This window comes from Cypionkella sp. (assembly GCF_030652235.1).
Lineage (GTDB): Bacteria > Pseudomonadota > Alphaproteobacteria > Rhodobacterales > Rhodobacteraceae > Cypionkella.
Genome location: NZ_JAUSBA010000071.1, coordinates 56037 through 72618, shown reverse-complemented (window position 1 = coordinate 72618; position 16582 = coordinate 56037). Strand labels below are relative to the sequence as shown.

Annotated in this window: 14 protein-coding genes and 1 pseudogene; 6 read left to right on the top strand and 9 right to left on the bottom strand. The window is 62.5% G+C overall.

The features are described 5' to 3' along the window. Positions 1-57: 57 nt before the first annotated feature. Both ppk2 and Q7V03_RS22845 read left to right on the top strand, forming a co-directional pair. Positions 58-846, top strand: coding sequence for a polyphosphate kinase 2 (gene ppk2 / locus Q7V03_RS22850; protein ID WP_304927886.1), 789 nt, complete (start codon positions 58-60; stop codon positions 844-846). Positions 847-905: 59 nt separating this feature from the next. Continuing rightward, positions 906-2195, top strand: a complete 1290-nt coding sequence (locus Q7V03_RS22845) for a hypothetical protein (RefSeq protein ID WP_304927885.1) — start codon at positions 906-908, stop codon at positions 2193-2195. Positions 2196-2254: 59 nt separating this feature from the next. On the opposite strand, the gene Q7V03_RS22840 is transcribed toward Q7V03_RS22845, so the two are convergent. From Q7V03_RS22840 to Q7V03_RS22830, 3 genes and pseudogenes are all read right to left on the bottom strand, one after another. Then, positions 2255-3517, bottom strand: coding sequence for an MFS transporter (locus tag Q7V03_RS22840; RefSeq protein WP_304927884.1), 1263 nt, complete (start codon positions 3515-3517; stop codon positions 2255-2257). Between the two features lie 63 nt (positions 3518-3580). After that, positions 3581-3965, bottom strand: a pseudogene (locus Q7V03_RS22835) (DUF302 domain-containing protein). 180 nt (positions 3966-4145) lie between these two features. Beyond that, positions 4146-4604, bottom strand: coding sequence for a calcium-binding protein (locus Q7V03_RS22830; RefSeq protein ID WP_304927883.1), 459 nt, complete (start codon positions 4602-4604; stop codon positions 4146-4148). A gap of 194 nt (positions 4605-4798) precedes the next feature. Here Q7V03_RS22830 and Q7V03_RS22825 point away from each other — a divergent pair, with 194 nt between their 5' ends. Continuing rightward, entirely contained in the window at positions 4799-6241 is a 1443-nt protein-coding gene (locus Q7V03_RS22825; RefSeq protein ID WP_304927882.1) for a multicopper oxidase family protein, read from the top strand. A 12-nt stretch (positions 6242-6253) separates the two neighbouring features. Here Q7V03_RS22825 and Q7V03_RS22820 read toward each other — a convergent pair whose 3' ends face one another. Then, positions 6254-7804, bottom strand: a complete 1551-nt coding sequence (locus tag Q7V03_RS22820; RefSeq protein WP_304927881.1) for a phospholipase D family protein — start codon at positions 7802-7804, stop codon at positions 6254-6256. Further along, on the bottom strand, positions 7804-8529 hold the full coding sequence (locus Q7V03_RS22815) for an endonuclease/exonuclease/phosphatase family protein (RefSeq protein ID WP_304927880.1): 726 nt from the start codon (positions 8527-8529) through the stop codon (positions 7804-7806). The genes Q7V03_RS22820 and Q7V03_RS22815 overlap by 1 nt, the downstream gene beginning before the upstream one ends. Positions 8530-8773: 244 nt before the next feature. Between Q7V03_RS22815 and Q7V03_RS22810 the strand changes: the two genes are divergently transcribed. After that, positions 8774-11197: a phosphoketolase gene (locus Q7V03_RS22810; RefSeq protein WP_304927879.1), complete on the top strand. Its 2424-nt coding sequence runs from the start codon at positions 8774-8776 to the stop codon at positions 11195-11197. A 110-nt stretch (positions 11198-11307) separates the two neighbouring features. Here Q7V03_RS22810 and Q7V03_RS22805 read toward each other — a convergent pair whose 3' ends face one another. The 3 genes from Q7V03_RS22805 to Q7V03_RS22795 all read right to left on the bottom strand — a co-directional run bounded on the left by Q7V03_RS22805 (position 11308) and on the right by Q7V03_RS22795 (position 13626). After that, positions 11308-12564 carry a DUF4010 domain-containing protein gene (locus tag Q7V03_RS22805; protein WP_304927878.1) on the bottom strand — a complete coding sequence of 419 codons (1257 nt, stop codon included), beginning with the start codon at positions 12562-12564 and terminating at the stop codon, positions 11308-11310. A 106-nt stretch (positions 12565-12670) separates the two neighbouring features. Continuing rightward, positions 12671-13111 carry a Cu(I)-responsive transcriptional regulator gene (gene cueR, locus Q7V03_RS22800; protein WP_304927877.1) on the bottom strand — a complete coding sequence of 147 codons (441 nt, stop codon included), beginning with the start codon at positions 13109-13111 and terminating at the stop codon, positions 12671-12673. A 104-nt stretch (positions 13112-13215) separates the two neighbouring features. Further along, complete coding sequence (locus tag Q7V03_RS22795) at positions 13216-13626, bottom strand: EF-hand domain-containing protein (protein ID WP_304927876.1); 411 nt, start codon at positions 13624-13626, stop codon at positions 13216-13218. Between the two features lie 180 nt (positions 13627-13806). Between Q7V03_RS22795 and Q7V03_RS22790 the strand changes: the two genes are divergently transcribed. Next, the gene (locus Q7V03_RS22790) at positions 13807-14532 is read left to right on the top strand and encodes a response regulator (protein WP_304927875.1); all 726 of its coding nucleotides are present in this window, start codon (positions 13807-13809) and stop codon (positions 14530-14532) included. Then, complete coding sequence (locus Q7V03_RS22785; protein WP_304927874.1) at positions 14529-15932, top strand: ATP-binding protein; 1404 nt, start codon at positions 14529-14531, stop codon at positions 15930-15932. Before Q7V03_RS22790 ends, Q7V03_RS22785 begins: the two co-directional genes overlap by 4 nt. Here Q7V03_RS22785 and Q7V03_RS22780 read toward each other — a convergent pair. Beyond that, positions 15894-16382, bottom strand: a complete 489-nt coding sequence (locus Q7V03_RS22780) for a hypothetical protein (RefSeq protein WP_304927873.1) — start codon at positions 16380-16382, stop codon at positions 15894-15896. The genes Q7V03_RS22785 and Q7V03_RS22780 overlap by 39 nt on opposite strands. Positions 16383-16582 lie beyond the last annotated feature (200 nt).

The following is a 16582-nucleotide window of genomic DNA, read 5'->3' as shown; positions in this document are numbered from 1 at the left end:
GCGCTTCGCCATCCGCAAATTGGCGACGCCGCAGCAGATGCCTGAAGGATCTGGAAGATGAGCAAGAAATCGAAAAAGACCGAAACGGCCGAGCCGGAAGACTACCAGGCCGCCCTGCGCGGATTGCAGATCGAACTGGTCAAGCTGCAACGGCATCTGATCAAGAACAACCTGCGGATTCTGATCATTTTCGAAGGCCGCGATGCTTCGGGCAAGGATGGGGTGATCAAGCGGATCACCGAACATCTCAGCCCGCGCGACACCCGGGTCGTGGCGCTTGGCAAACCCTCGGACCGGGACATGCAAACCTGGTATTTTCAGCGCTACGTTGCCGAACTGCCCGCAACCCGCGAAATGGTGTTGATGAATCGCAGTTGGTACAACCGGGCCGGTGTCGAGCCGGTGATGGGGTTCTGCACCAAGGCCGAGCATGAAGACTTCCTGCAATCCGTGCCGGAGTTCGAACGGATGCTGGTCCGCTCGGGCACGCAACTGTTCAAGTACTATCTCGACATCTCGAAACCCGAGCAAAAACGCCGCTTGGATGACCGCCGCGTCGATCCGCTCAAGCAATGGAAGGTCAGCCCGATTGACAAGACTGCGTTGCGCCACTGGGACGACTATTCAGCAGCACGTAACGAAATGTTCGCGCGCAGCCACAGCGACGATCTGCCATGGCATGTTGTGCGAGCCGATGACAAGAAACTGGCCCGGTTGAACGTGATCCGCCATCTGATGTCGCGTGTCGATTGCCCGGACAAGTACCAGCATCTGGCACAGCCGGACGGCGAGATCGTCTTCGACTATGCTGACGCGCATTTGCAAAGTGGCGCGATTGCGCCGTGATGTGGTATCGGCGGTGCAACAGGCGCAAAATCTGATGACAACGCCGCAAAGGAGAGCAGATGCCTGACGCCGTTCAATCCGTGCCAACTGCCTCGTCGGCCCAAGGCCCCCAGGACCTGAACCAGACCTGCTCCTGCATCACTCTGGATCAGCGCGAACTGGCGCGGGCACTGGAAACCGCATCGGGCGAGCCGGGATTCCGGGACCGCATCGCGGCCAATCAGCCGCATCTCTTTTCCAACGTTCCGGTGTTTCTGCCTGCCGCCACCTTGCTCGCCATGCAAGATATCGTGGCCGCCATCGAAGAGGTGGCGCAGAGCCCGGCATATCGGACTGCCGTCCTTGGCTGGGCACCCCAGATTGCGCAACCCAATCACGGACCAAAAGGCGCGCTGATGGGCTATGATTTCCATCTGTCCGATGACGGTCCGAAACTGATCGAGGTTAACACCAACGCTGGCGGCGCGTTTCTGAATGCACTGCTGGCACAGGCGCAGACGCTGTGCTGCGTCGGGCGGGTGCAGGTTGCGGATGACAGCCTGGTCGCCGGATTCGAGGCTGCGGTGATTGCGATGTTCCGCTCTGAATGGCGGAGGCAGCGTGGTGCGGCCCCGCTGCGCCGTATCGCCATTGTCGATGACGCACCCAAAGATCAATACCTGTATCCCGAATTCGTGCTGGCCCAGCAGATGCTGATGCAGCACGGCATCGACGCGGTGATCTGCGACCCTCAGGCGCTGACCCTCCGCGACAACGGGCTTTGGCTGGAGGGTCTGCCTGTTGATCTGGTTTACAATCGGCTGGTGGATTTCGCGCTGGCCGAGCCGGGTCATGTGGCCTTGCGTGACGCCTATCAGTCGGGTGCGGTGGTGCTGACGCCCAACCCGCACAACCACGCACTGATGGCGCATAAACGCAATTTAACTGTGCTGTCAGATATTGCCGCAATGACCGCCCTTGGTGTTGCTCCGGCGCTGGCAGAGCGGTTGCAATCCATCCCGCGGACCCGGATGGTCACGCCAGAAACCGCCGATGACCTATGGCAGAGCCGACGGCAGTTGTTTTTCAAGCCGGTTTCAGGACACGGCGGCAAGGCGGTCTATCGTGGTGACAAGCTGACCAAATCGGTCTGGGCCGACATCGCGCGTGCTGACTATGTGGCGCAGGCGCTGGCCGCGCCCAGCCAGCGGATGATCCGGCTGGACGGCGTGCCGACCGCCCGCAAGGTAGATGTGCGGCTCTACACATATGAAGCCAAGCCTCTGCTGGTGGCCGCGCGTATCTATCAGGGCCAGACCACGAATTTCAGAACCCCCGGCGGCGGCTTTGCGCCAGTTCTGATCGTCTGATCACGCACCTCGGACGAATTGTGGCGAAGCTACCCGCTGATTCGTAAACTGCCGCGGGTTCAGGCGCGTGGGGTTGTGCCTCCTTTTGGCATCAGCTGCCCTGGCAAGCGCAGGCTTGGCCAGACGGCGAGCAGTGCCACGCCGGCCGTCAATACGAACGCGGGGTTGGGCAGCCACGTCACATCATACAGAAGCCCGCCCGCCGCTGACCCCACAGCCGCACCAAGGCTCGCCGCCGAGGTCTGCTTGCCCAGCTCGGCACCAGATTTATGCCCCGCCTCTGCCGCAATCCAATAGGTCAGGATCGGCGATAATATTCCCGCACTTGCCGCTACACCGCCAGTCACCACCAGCATTAGCGCAAAATTCCCCGCCAGCGGCACTGCGAACAGCCCCACTGCCAGAACCCCAAAGGCAGGTGCCAACAGCCAGCGGGTTAACTCTGGCCTGACCAGCGAAAACACGGCGGCCTGCGCCACGATCATCACCAGACTACAGGTCGTGAACATCGCGGCAATCTGCACCGGCGTCAGGCCCAGCTCCTGCTTTCCGCGCAGGGCGAGACCGACTTCGAACGCACCAACCCCGGCGGACACCACAAATCCGAGGATCAGCAATTGCCACATCAGCCGGGGTGCCGGGGTGGGCCCCAATGCTGCGGTGGGTCTGTTCGCCGGTATGATCCTTCCCGGCAACGACATCGCGACCGCAATTGCGGCCACCAGCGCCAGCGCGCCGGTTGCCAGAAGCGGCACGGTCAATGCCCCGGCAGCACCCCCAGCCCCGTCCGCCAAGCGCGACAACACCACCCCCAGCGTCGGACCGAACAGAAAGCCAGAAATGCCCGCCATTGATACGAATGTAAGTCTGTGCCCCAGTTTCCCCTTGTCCGGCGAAAAATCCGTGATGGTGGCAAGCGCCACCGGTGTGATCGCTGCCGCGAACACACCACTGACGGCGCGTTCAACATAGACCGCTGCCAGCGTCTCGAATAAGGCGGAGGCGAACATGGTGGCGCTGAAACCAGCGAGGCCGATCAGCAACACACGCCGCCGGCCCCAGTGATCCGACAGCCAGCCCCAGACCGGAGCACAGATGAACAGCGCCAGCATGTAAATCGCCGTCAGCAGCCCGGTAGCGCGCGACACCTGTGCAGGCGTGCTACCAACGCCCAGCAACCGCTCGATCAGCGCTGGTAGTTGCGGCAGCAGTATCCCGAACCCGACCGAGATCGTGAACACCGCCAGCATCAGCACGGGCAGGATGACCCTGACGGGCGCGGCGGCTGAGCCCGAACTATCGCGCTGGCTCCGGTCGGTCATGCTCGCACACCCATGTTGCTATCGCACCAGATTTCGGGCGAGCCGGGGCACTGGTGATGCACCTCAGATTGCCGCGACAGCCCGCGCCATAAGGTCGCGGACCTGCCCCACCACCGCGTGCAGCCCTTCGTTATCAATCGCCCGCATCGAGGCAACAGGACCAACCGCACTGACCGGAACCGAGCCATCGACCGCGGGCAGAATGACATTGCAGGGCAGCATCGCGCCGACGCGTGGCTCCATCCCGATGGCCTCGTAGGCCATTTGCGGGTTGCAGGCCCCGAGGATGCGGTATGTGCATCTCCACGCCGATCTTTTTCTTCATCGTTGCCATCACATCGATTTCGGTCAGCACACCAAAGCAGTTTGCGGCCAGCGCGGCGTGAGTGCGGCTGTCCACGTCGCCAAACGCGGCACCCGGAATCCGGCAGTCAATCGTATAACTCATCAAGTTTCCCCCCCGCTATTTCTGGAGATACTTTGCCAAAGCGAAAAAGGCGAGGACCACGAGGACAATGACAAGGATCATCCAGATGCCGCCAAATCCCATCCCATAGCCGTTCATCATCGGTTATCCTATCCGGTTGGCTGCCAGCCCATTTGCTTTGCGAAAAGGCCCGCGAAAGTGTCAGTTGCCGTCCGTCATGTCACCGTTGCCTGCGCCATGCGTGCCCCGCCCGTCCTTTGACCCGGCCATCATCATCTTCATCATTGCGGCCATTGTCGCCATTTCGGCCTCCGTCACCTGACCGTCGCCGTCTTCGTCATGCATCTGGAAGGCGCGGACCATCATGGTCCGGGTGTGGGCGGCGTGCATGGCTTCGAACTCCGCGAGCGACAACGATCCATTGCTGTCGGTATCATAGGTCTTGATCTCGGCCTGCATCCCGGCGGTCATCTCTTCGGGCGTCAGGGTGCCGTCTTTGTCGGCATCGAACATGCGCATCGCATAGCTGTTCATGCCCGACATAATGCTGCCGCCCATCATGCCATCCTGTCCGTCCATCATTGCCTGTTGGGCTGCGACCGGCGCTGCGAGGCCAAAACTGGCGACCGCGTAGAGGGAGAGAAGTAATATCCGTTTCATTGTGCGCTCCTGTTTGATCCATCAAACAAATCAAATTGGGCGTCAGACGTCGTTGATCTGCATCAGGTGGTGCAATCAATTTGGCAAAGTCCGCATGAGCACCCCAAGGGCGGTGGTGCAGCCCTGATCCAGATCAAGGCGCTCAACCGGTCTACCCGTCATGCTTCTGCGTGCCGAGCCCAGAGGAGTACATCATGACTACGCCGCTTACACGCCGCAGTTTTATCGCCACAACCGCGCTGACAGTTGCAAGCATCGGCCTGCCACGCCAAGCTTGGGCGGCTAACCATACACCGATGTTGCTGAGTGCCACCAGCCGCACGCTGGACATTGACGGGAGAGCGGCGACCGTCTGGGGGCTGGTCAATGCGCAGGGCGGCATTGGTCTGACGCTGGACCCTGGGGCGCGGTTCCGGGTTGATCTGACCAACTCACTGGACGTGGATACCATCATCCACTGGCACGGCCAGATCCCGCCTAATGCACAGGACGGCGTGCCGGATATTCCGCTGCCGATGCTGAAGCCCGACGAGGTGCGGGAGTTTGACTATGAACCGATGCCCGGCACGTATTGGATGCATAGCCATGTGCCTGTGCAGGAAATGCAGCTGCTGGCCGCCCCTTTGATCGTGCGCAGTGCCGCCGATCTGAGGGCCGACCGGCAGGAAGTGGTCCTGTTCCTGCACGACTTCAGCTTCCGCCCCGCCGCCGAGGTTCTGGCCGAAATCACCGGCGGTGATGGCAGCATGGCCGGTATGGACATGGGTGCCGCGACCCCTGCGCCCGATGCGATGGTGGGCATGGATATGCCGGGCATGGCGATGGACCTAAACGATTTCAACTTTGACGCCTATCTGGCAAATGACCGCACCTTGAATGATCCCGAGGTGATCGGGGTGGAAAATGGCGGGCGGGTGCGGCTTCGCGTCATCAACGCCGCTGCCGCCACGGTGTTCTGGATCGATACGGGTGCGGTCGACGGGCGGCTTGTCGCGGTGGACGGGCACGAGGTGCAGCCTTTGCCCGGTCGTCGCTTTGGGTTGGCGATGGGGCAGCGGCTGGATATCGAACTGGACCTGCCGAAAGGTGAGGGGGCGTTTCCGGTGCTGGCCTTGCGTGAAGGCGCGCGCGAGCGGACAGGGATCATATTGGCCACCACCGGGAGCGCGATTGAAAAACTGGCAGGCATGGGCGAGACGGCAGCAGCGGCATTCGACAGCGATCTGTCACAGGAGGCGTCATTGCGCGCCAAGGCTCCGCTGGCGGAGCGTCCCGCCGACACCGCCGCGTTGCTGATGCTGGGCGGGTCGATGCAGCCCTATCTGTGGACGATCAACGGGCAGACTTGGGGCAATCACACCCCGGTGAGCGCCAGATCCGGGCAGCGGGTCGAAATCACATTCCACAACATGTCAATGATGGCGCATCCGATGCACCTGCACGGCCATACGTTCCAGGTGGTGGGGATCAACGGCAAACGCTTTGCCGGGGCGATGCGCGACACGGTGCAGGTGCCGCCGATGGCGATGGTCACAGTGGCGGTAGATGCCGGAGAGGCGGCGCGTTGGATGCTGCACTGTCACCACATGCCGCATCTGTCCACTGGGATGATGACCGAATTCGCGGTGTCAGTTTGAGCGGAGCTGACATCATAGGTACGCCTGAATCGGCAACAGCCCGACCAGCCATGAAATCGCCCGCTGCGGCCTGCTCGCCTCGGGCTCTACCAACATCACCGCTGGCAGACCGGGGCGGGTGATTGTCCAGCGCAGCGCGTGCTGGCTGTGCGATACGGCGTAAGCCTGATCGGGGGCGCTCAGCGTGTCGATCATCTGGCTGATGTCCGCCACCAGCGCGGGGTGCTCGAATAACAGGCCCAACTCCGTGTTGGTGAAGGCCGAGCGCAGATCGAAGTTGAGCGAGCCAACGATGGCCTGCGCTCCGTCGATCACGAACACTTTGGAATGCAGCACATCGCGTTTGCGATCCGGCTTTGGCGCGGGTGAGAACTCATGGATCACAGCCCCCGCCGCCAGCAGCGCACCCCGGTAGCGCCGGTATGCGCCATAGACCAGCAGCATGTCCGTCGCCGACAGTGCGTTGGTCAAAAGGCAGACCCTGACGCCCCGCGCCGCAAGCTCGGTCAACCCCGCAATTCCTGCCTGACCGGGCACGAAATAAGGTGTGATCAGCCGGACCTCGGTCTGGGCATTGAGCAGAATGTCGGCGATGGCGGTCGACATCCAGGGGGCAGAGTGGTTGCCATACGCCTTGTCCGGCGGGTCGGCCAGAAGCAGCACTTTGTCGGTCCAGTGCAGACGCCCGGCCAGCACTGCCTCTGCCGTGCGCCCGTCCAGCGACTGTGCGAGGTAGCGGCGCGATGGCGGGGTGCGGACCTCACAGGCTATACGGGTACAGAACTTGGTCAGATTCATCTTGAACCCGGGCCAAAGGGCAAGGATCGGCAGGGACAGGCCAAGGTTCCAGTAGCTGTCGAACGTCGCCGCCACCTCATCCACTTTTGGGCCTACCAGCAGCATATCGGCGTCAACCGAGTTGCGGGTGCCGCCTTCCAGGGCACCAAAATACGTGTCGCCGATATTGCGCCCGCCGATGATCGCCATTCTGCCGTCCGCGATCCACAGCTTGCCATGCATCCGGCGGTTGAACCGCGCCAGTCCCAGCAGCATCTCAACGGTACGGCGAATAACATGGCCCCGGTTGCGCGTCGGATTGAACAGCCGCACCTCAATCAGCGGATGCCCGGTCAGCGCCAGAAACGCCGGATCAAAACCCTGCACGTTCACATCGTCCAGCAGCAGGCGGATGCGCACGCCCCGGTCCGCCGCCGCGACCAAGGCGTCAAGCAGCAGCCAGCCGGTCAGGTCGGTGTTCCAGATGTAATACATCAGATCGAGGCTGCGCCCCGCCTGCGCCGCCGACAGCGCGCGGGCGGCGAAAGCGTCGGAATTGTCGAGCAGCGTCGCAAGACCGGATAGGCCCCGGTTCTGGGCCTCCAACGGATCAAGGAGTGTATCGAGTTTAGTCGGAACCTCCCCACGGCCAAGCGACTTTGATGCTGGCCCACGCGCCTTGCGCAGGAACCGCCGGTAGGACCGGTGCGCCAGCCAGGATGCGATGGCGGTCGCACCTGCGGCAACGACAATCCAGAGCAAAATCTGCAGGGTAAGTGCGGTCATCACACGCTCGCTGCGGTTTGCGGTACCAGCCGCAGCTTGGCAGTAATCGGCAGATGGTCAGAGGCGCGTCGGGCCAGCGGGCTGTCATGCGTGGCTATATCCAGAAGTTCGCCTTGGGTGCAGGTCATCATCCGGTCGAGAGCTAGCAGCGGATAGCGCGAAGGGAAACTTGGGCGCAGATGCCCGATCATGAACTGCTCACCCAGAGTTTTCAGCGCCGCGCTTTTGCCACGCCATTCATTCAGATCGCCCATCAGCAGGGTTGGCCGCGCCTCCAGGCTCCCAAGCTTGTCCAGCAGCGCGCGCGCCTGTGCGGCCCGCGAGCCGGGCAACAGCCCCAGATGGGCGTTGACCACCCGCAACGGCTGCCCGTCGATCAGCATATCCGTCACCAAAGCGCCGCGCGGCTCGAACCCCGGCAGGATCAATTGGTGGACCTCATGCACCAGCGCATTGCGGACCAACAGCAGGTTACCATGCCAGCCATGCGCGTCGCCGACGCCGTCCAGCGGCACCGCGATCAGCCCCAGATCGCGGCGGATACGCTCCAGATCAAGCAGGCCGGTGCGCGTGCCAAAGCGTGTATCCGCCTCCTGCAGGGCCAGAATATCGGCGCCGATCTCGGAAATCACCGCCACGGTCCGCGCCAGATCGCGCCGCCGATCGGTGCCAATGCCTTTGTGGATATTGTAAGAGGCTACAGAAAGGTCGCGCGGCGATGTCATCGGGTATACGATCCTTCGGGTGGCGTGAAGTGTGATTTCAAAACGGATATGGGCATTTCGAGCGCCGAAACAAAGCTGCTGGTCGTGTTATCCAGAAACGAGGGCTGTGGAGCCATCCCGCTGTGTACGACATTGATCTGGAACCGCAGAGCGGGCCAGGCGTTTGAAAGAGAAGGTCGTGCACTCTGCGCGGGCGGTTGAGCACGGGAATCTGACTCTCGTTGCGTTCAAAGAGGACTGGTACATGGAAGATGGCCTTACTGCGCCGACCGATTTGAGCCAGTTTCCGCAACCCGATCTGCGGCACATTGATGCCTACTGGCGCGCGGCAAACTACCTGACGGTGGGACAGATTTACTTGCTCGACAATCCGCTGCTGCGCGAACCGTTGCGGATCGAGCACGTCAAGCCGCGTCTGCTTGGGCATTGGGGCACATCGCCGGGCCTCAGCTTTATCTATGCGCATCTGAACCGAATCATCCGGTTGCAGGATGCGAACGTGATCTATGTCTGCGGGCCGGGGCATGGTGGTCCGGCGATGGTGGCGAATACTTGGCTGGAAGGCACCTATAGCGAGTTGAATCCCGAAATCCCGCGCGACGCGCAGGGGATGCAGCGGCTGTTCCGGCAGTTCTCGTTTCCGGGCGGCATCCCGAGCCATGCCGCCCCGGATGTGCCGGGATCGATCCATGAAGGCGGCGAGTTGGGCTATGCGCTGTCGCATGCCTACGGGGCCGCCTTTGACAATCCCGATCTGATCGTGGCCTGTGTGGTCGGCGATGGCGAGGCCGAGACCGGGCCGCTGGCTGCCGCCTGGCATTCCAACAAGTTCCTCAGTCCGGTGCATGACGGGGCGGTGCTGCCGATCCTACATCTGAATGGCTACAAGATTGCCAATCCCACCATTCTGGGGCGGATCCCGCAGGCGGAATTGCAGGCGCTGTTCGTCGGCTACGGCTTTGAGCCGATCTTTGTCGAAGGCGATGAGCCCGCGATCATGCACGCCCGGATGGCTGCGGCACTGGACCATGCGATGCAGCGGATCAGGGCGATCCAGAGTGCCGCCCGTGCCGATCCGGCAGCGATGACACCGCGCCCGACATGGCCGGTGATCATTCTGCGCACCCCAAAGGGCTGGACCGGGCCGAAGGAGGTGGACGGGTTGAAAACCGAAGGCTTCTGGCGGTCGCATCAGGTGCCGCTGTCGGGTCTGGCCGACAACCCCGAGCATCTGGCGCTGCTGGAGGCGTGGCTGCGCAGCTACCGCCCCGAAGAGTTGTTTGATGCCGACGGCGCGCCGGTGGCCGCGATCCGTGCCACCACGCCGACGGGACAACGCCGGATGAGCGACAATCCGCATGCAAATGGCGGCGCACTGCGCCGGGCGCTCGACATGCCCGATTTGCGCCAGCGTGCGGTCGCGGTGCCGCAACCGGGCGTGGTGAAGGCCGAAGCGACGCGGGTGATGGGTGATTTTCTGCGCGCGGTGCTGCAGACCAATGCCGAGGCGCGCAATTTTCGCATTGTCGGCCCGGACGAGACCACCTCGAACCGGTTGCAGGATGTGTTCAAGGTCACCGACCGGGCCTGGATGGAGACCATCCTGCCCGAAGATATGCAGCTTGGCCGCAACGGAAGGGTGCTGGAGATCCTGTCCGAGCATACTTGTCAGGGCTGGCTCGAGGGCTATCTGCTGACCGGACGGCACGGGTTGTTTTCCTGTTACGAGGCCTTCATCCACATCGTCGATTCCATGTTCAACCAGCATGCGAAATGGCTGGATGCAAGTCGCGCAATTCCCTGGCGGCGGCCGATTTCATCGTTGAACTATCTGTTGACCAGCCATGTCTGGCATCAGGATCACAACGGTTTCAGCCATCAGGACCCCGGGTTCATCGATGTGGCGCTGAACAAAAAGGCGGACATCGTGCGGGTTTACCTGCCGCCCGACGCCAATACCCTGCTTTGTGTGACCGACCATGTGCTGCGGACCTGGGACCGGATCAACATCATCGTCGCGGGCAAGCCGCCCCTGTGGCAATGGCTTTCTGTGGAACAGGCGGTGGTGCATTGCCGGGCTGGCGTCGGCATCTGGGACTGGGCATCGCATCCGGCAGGGGGCGAGCCCGATGTGGTGATGGCCTGTGCGGGCGACGTGCCGACGCTGGAGGTTTTGGCAGCCGTCAGCATCCTGCGCGAACATCTGCCGGGGCTGAACATCCGGGTGGTCAATGTGGTCGACCTGATGGCGTTGCAGCCAAAGGCGGTCCATCCGCATGGCCTGTCGGATGCTGCGTTCGATGCGCTGTTCACCACCGACAGACCGGTGATTTTTGCCTATCATGGCTATCCTTGGACAATCCACCGGCTGACCTATCGCCGCACCAACCATGCCAATCTGCATGTGCGCGGCTATAATGAGGAAGGCACGACCACGACGCCGTTTGACATGACGGTGCTGAACGGACTGGACAGGTACCATCTGGTGCTCGATGTGCTGGAGCGGGTTCCCGCAGCGCAGGGGCCGGGCAGCGGGTTGAAACAGCTCATGCAGGCCAAGCTGATCGCGCATCATGCTTACATTCGAGCACACGGCCAGGATATGCCGGAAATCCGCGACTGGGCGTGGCGCAGCGAGCCGAAGACGACGCGACCGGGTGCGACCTGATACTTCCGCCACTCTCAGGCCGATGGCGAAATTCCCAACTTGAAACCGCGGCCGCACAGAGCCAATCGGCGATGGCCTGAAAATACTGCTGCTGCAATGGCCAAATCTGCTCAGCCGAGCCAGAAATATGCCGCACCCGCCGCTGTCAGGGCCGCAGCACTGGCAAGCCCGACGCGCAGGCCCACCGCCAGCCCACCGACCCAAGCAGCCATGGTGGCCTTTGATGTCGTGTTGACCGCCACCGCCAGCAAGATCGCCTGTGTGGCAAGCGGCACCGTCATATCCATGCGCGCCATGGACAGAGTGATGGCATCGACATCCGCGATGCCCGACAGGGCCGCCACCGCCAGCACCCCTGCATCGCCCCAGACCTGTCGCATGAACTCTGCCGCCAGCATCACCCCAACGATAATGCAGGAAAGTGCAAGCGAAGTGCCCACGACCAGCGGGTTCGCGATGGCAAGCCGGGGGGCCGGATGATCGGCAGGTTTGCCGTGCATGCCGAACACGAACAGTCCGGCAATCGCCCCCAGCATGACCGACCCCGTGGCCAGTGGCACCACCAGCGGACGCAGCAGCGCCGGATTCAGCATCGAGGCAATCGCAGCCACGCGCAGCGGCATCACTGCCCCGCTGATCAGGATGCCTCCCACCAGCAGGTTGACCGTCCCCGGTTGTTCCCGCGCCAGCCGGGCAAAGGTCAGCGTGGCGGCGGTCGAGGAGGCAAGCCCGCCCGCCGCCGCAGCCACAATGATCCCCAGCCGGTCGCCAAACAGTCGGACCGCGACATAGCCTGCGAAGGAAATCAGCGCCAGCATGATGGCCAGAAGCCAGACCTCGCGCAGGTTGACCGCGCCCCAGGGGTCAATCGCCCGGTTCGGCAACAGCGGCAGCAGCAGGAATGACATCACCATCAGGATCAGCCCGGCACGGATTTCCACCCATGTGATCGCGGCCAACCAAGAATGCAGTTGCAGACGCAGCGCCAGCAGGACGGTCATGCTGACTGCCGCCGCGATGGCAACGGTGATATCACCGACCGTTGCCATGGCCCCCAGAAGAAAGGTCAGCATCCCGGCGATCATCGAGGTGGCGCTGGCCGTGCCTTTGGTCCTGGCCTCCAGCCAGCTGAACGCGCCAAAGGCGGCGGTGAAGGCCAGAAAGGCGATGCCCACGATTTGTGGACCGAGCTGGGTGGTCAGCGCGCCGCTGATCCCGCCCAACAGGCCGGAAAGACCAAAGGTGCGCAGCCCCGCCGCCCGCGCGCCGTCTTCGGCCTCCCGCGACTGCCAGCCCCGTTCGATCCCCACCATCAAACCTATGGCCAGAGCCACGGCAAGGCGAAAGAAAGGGTCGATTTCCGGCATCTGCACCTCCAAACCAAGATGGATCACCAAAGCGCCATGATCGGCGGCGTGTCACTGATCTGGCGCAAGTCAGCGGTGCCGTCATTGCGGGGACCTCCGACGTCAATCAATGACGCCCGAAGTTCTGCCCGGTATGGCTGACTTTCGAGACGACCGATGCGTCGCCTTCCAGATCCACAAGGATCGGGCAGTCGGGGCGGTGATCGCCGTTGCAGCCGTGGGCGAGGTGTTCAAGGGTAGCCACCATGTCCTCCATTTCGCGAATCTTCCGCCGCAGGCCGTCGCCCTGCGACAGCGCGAGCCGCTTTACACCCGCGCTGTGGCGGGACCGGTCGCGCCAGAGGGCCAGAAGTTCGGCAATCCGCTCGACCGTGAAGCCCAGATCCCGCGCGCGGCGGACAAAGCGCAGCATCTGCACCTCGGCGGTCGTGTAGGTCCGGTAACCTGAAGCGCTGCGCCCCGCTTCGGGGATCAGGCCGGTCTGTTCGTAGTAGCGGATCATCTTGGCCGATACGCCCGATGCTTTGGCGGCTTCGCCGATGTTCATGGCGTGCTCCTTACGCTTTGGTGGGCTGAAAGGGCTCTGTTGATGGCGTGGATGCCCCCTCCTGACGGCATCGCAATGTGCCAATGTGATGATTGTTGAAGCCATCACAGAAGGAGAGGACATCCATGTCGGAAGTTACCATCATCGGCATCATGCATCTGGAAGGCGCGCACGGTCATTGGCCGCGTATGGACCGCGTGCATCACGGCGAATTCTTCCAGTGACAGCGTGCCGTTGGCGTCGATGTCATAGGTCTTGAGTTCGGCCTTTATCCCTGCCGTCATTTCTTCGGGGCTGAGCGTGCCGTCCTTGTTGGTGTCGAAGGTCGCCATGGCATAGCTTTGGGCGCCACCCATCATGCCCATCATCCCCATGCCATCGCCCATCATCCCCATGCCATCCCCCATCAACCCGCCATGCTGCATCTGCGCTTGCTGGGCGATGACCGGCACGGCAACGGCGGCCACACCAAGGCCTGCAACGGCTGCAAGGACGAATTTGGTTGAACGTTTCATTCTGACTCTCCTGATCGGAATTGCGATGAGATCAATCTGGGAGCCAGATGTCCCACAGGTTTGTCAGCCGGACTGGTCTTTTGTATCAATCTGTCGCAAGGGCGGGTCCTGCGACGGTTTGCGACAAACGCCTGCGCGCAGGGGCGACGCGATCGGTTAGGGTGCAGGTCAGGAGAGATAATGACAAGCAATCCGCCCCATATCCTGATCGTCGACGACCACCGCGAGATTCGCGATGCGCTGGCGAAGTATCTGGAGAAGAACGGCATGCGCGCGACCTCCGCCGCAAATGCCATTGGGATGGATGCGGCTTTGAAGGTCGGTCAGTTTGATCTGATCGTGCTGGACGTTATGATGCCGGGTGAAGACGGGCTTTCCGTCTGTCGCCGCCTGCGCGCCGCAGGCTCCATGCCGATCCTGATGCTGACAGCCCTTGGCGATGAAACCGACCGCATCGTCGGGCTTGAGGTCGGGGCCGATGACTATCTGCCGAAGCCCTTCAACCCGCGCGAACTTCTGGCCCGGATCAAGGCGATCCTGCGCCGGTCGGATCGGGTCGAGGTGACAGGTGGTACATTTGCTGGGCATCGGCTGGCGTTCGACCGTTGGGTGCTGGACTCGGATCGACGGACGCTGACCGATGCAGATGGCACTGAAGTCGCCCGGACCACCGCCGAATTCCGCCTGTTGACGGTGTTTCTGGAACGCCCGCGCTTTGTGCTTAGCCGCGATCAGTTGCTGGACCTGACCTCGGGCCGAGCGGCACAGGTGTTCGACCGCACCATCGACAACCAGATCAGCCGGTTGCGCCGCAAGATCGAGGCGGACCCGGCGAAGCCTGCGCTGATTGCCACGGTCTGGGGCGGCGGCTACAGCCTGGCCGCCGATGTGAGGGAATTGCCGTGACCCCGAAGCGCAGCTTTCTGGACCGGGTGTTGCCCCAGTCCGTGGGGGGCCAGTTGCTGGCCATGCTGCTGCTGGCGCTTGCCATCACGCAGGGCCTTGGCCTGATCCTGCTGACCGACGAACGCAACCGCGCGGTGCGCGCAGCCCTTGGGCTGGAAGCCGCAGGACGGGCGGCAAACGTGGCGTTGCTGCTGGACGACGCACCTGCCGATCTGCGGGCAGAGATCCTGCGAGCGGCGGATTCGCCGCTGGCGCGGTTCGAAGTGGGGCCCGGTCCGACGGCGCCGCACAACAGCGTGGATGCCGCCCCGTTTCTGGATCAGATCCGGCAGATCCTCGGCCAACCCAACCGCGAAGTTTTGGCGGATATCCATGCCCTTGCCGTGACCCCATTTGCCGTGCCCGACAATGTTCCGACGGCCATGCGACCCATGCACCAGGCGATGATGGCGGCGCACGCTGAGCCTATCGAGATGACGCTTTCCATCCGGCTGGCCGGGGGCGATTGGCTGAATGTGCGCACGATGTTCATCCGGCCTGGCCTGCAACTGTCACCGCAAGCCCTTTTGCCGCTGATCTTGATGGTGCTGGCCGTGGTTTTGGTGGCATGGGCAACAGCCCGCCGGGTTGTGGGTCCGATGCGCGCACTGGCTGTGGGTGCCGACCGGCTGGGGCGAGGGCTGGACGCAAACCCGCTGCCTTTGACCGGCCCGTCAGAGGTGCGCAATACCACATATGCCTTCAACAGGATGCAAGACCGGCTGACCCGGTTCGTGTCCGAGCGCACCAATATGCTGGCAGCCCTGAGCCATGATTTGCGCTCGCCGCTGACCGCGATGCGGCTTCGGATCGAGATGCTGGACGAAACAGAAGACAGCGTCCGCCTGAAAGCTTTGGTCGAGGAAATGCAGGTCATGGTCGAAGCAACGCTGGAGTTTGCGAGGGGAGTTGCCAAGACGGAACCCGCAGCCACCGTTGATCTTTCCGCCACGCTGGGTGATCTTGTGGCCGACGCGGGTGGCGACCGCGCGACCCTTTCCCGTTCATCACCCGTGCCCGCCACCGTCCGCCCCCATGCGTTGAACCGAGCGCTGCGCAACCTGATCGACAACGCGGTGCGCTACGGCGGCGGCGCAGAGGTCAGCCTGACGAAAGAACCGGGGTTCGCAGTGATCACGGTGGCAGACAAAGGCCCGGGCTTGCCCGAGGATCAATTGGAGGCCGTGTTTGAACCCTTCGTTCGCCTGGAAGCGTCCCGCAGCCGCGATACCGGGGGTGTCGGCTTGGGTCTGGCCATCGCCCGGACCATCATTCAGGCGCATGGCGGCACCATTCAACTGCGCAACCGGACTGGCGGCGGGCTAAACGCCATCGTTCGCCTGCCTGTCGGTGGGGTTTGATAAGATGGATTTTGCTGACAGCCTGCGCAGATACCACAGCATCAGCATGGGGACGACAATCCATTGCGCCACGGGCGCAATTCCTGTTCCGATAAGCGGCAGCCGTGGCATGGAAGACCCATATGCCCAGCGGGCCGTGACTTCGGTGCTGTAAAACTCAATCGCCAAGGTTATGGCGACGCCGGTCGAAAGCCAGGCTGCGATGGAACGGCGGTCGGGGTGGGCAGCCCATCGGCGCGTTCCGGCCAGAAAAGACGTCGTCCAGAAAGCAATCAGCGCGATGACTATATCGCCCAACGCTGCCTGCAGGCATATCCTGAGGCCATCCACATGGGAAACGTCCTGCATGCTGCGAAACAGCGGTGCTTGCAGGAACTCCCATGTGAAATGCATAGGGAAAGACAAGATCAGCAGGTCAAGTTCCGGAGGGATGGGCCGCTTGGGTGACATCTGAGTTTGACCTTCCCGAGACGAGGCAGCTTTGCACCCCAGGGAGCAAGAATTGGCCGGTCGATCCCCAAGGAAATGACCGCTATTTCGTTCAGAATACCACATCCGCCTTAAAACATGGTCTTTCGCAGCGTTGTGATTTGAAGAAGGTGGCCACTTCGCCAAATGGTACAAAAATGGCGCTTCTGTACCAGGGCGAC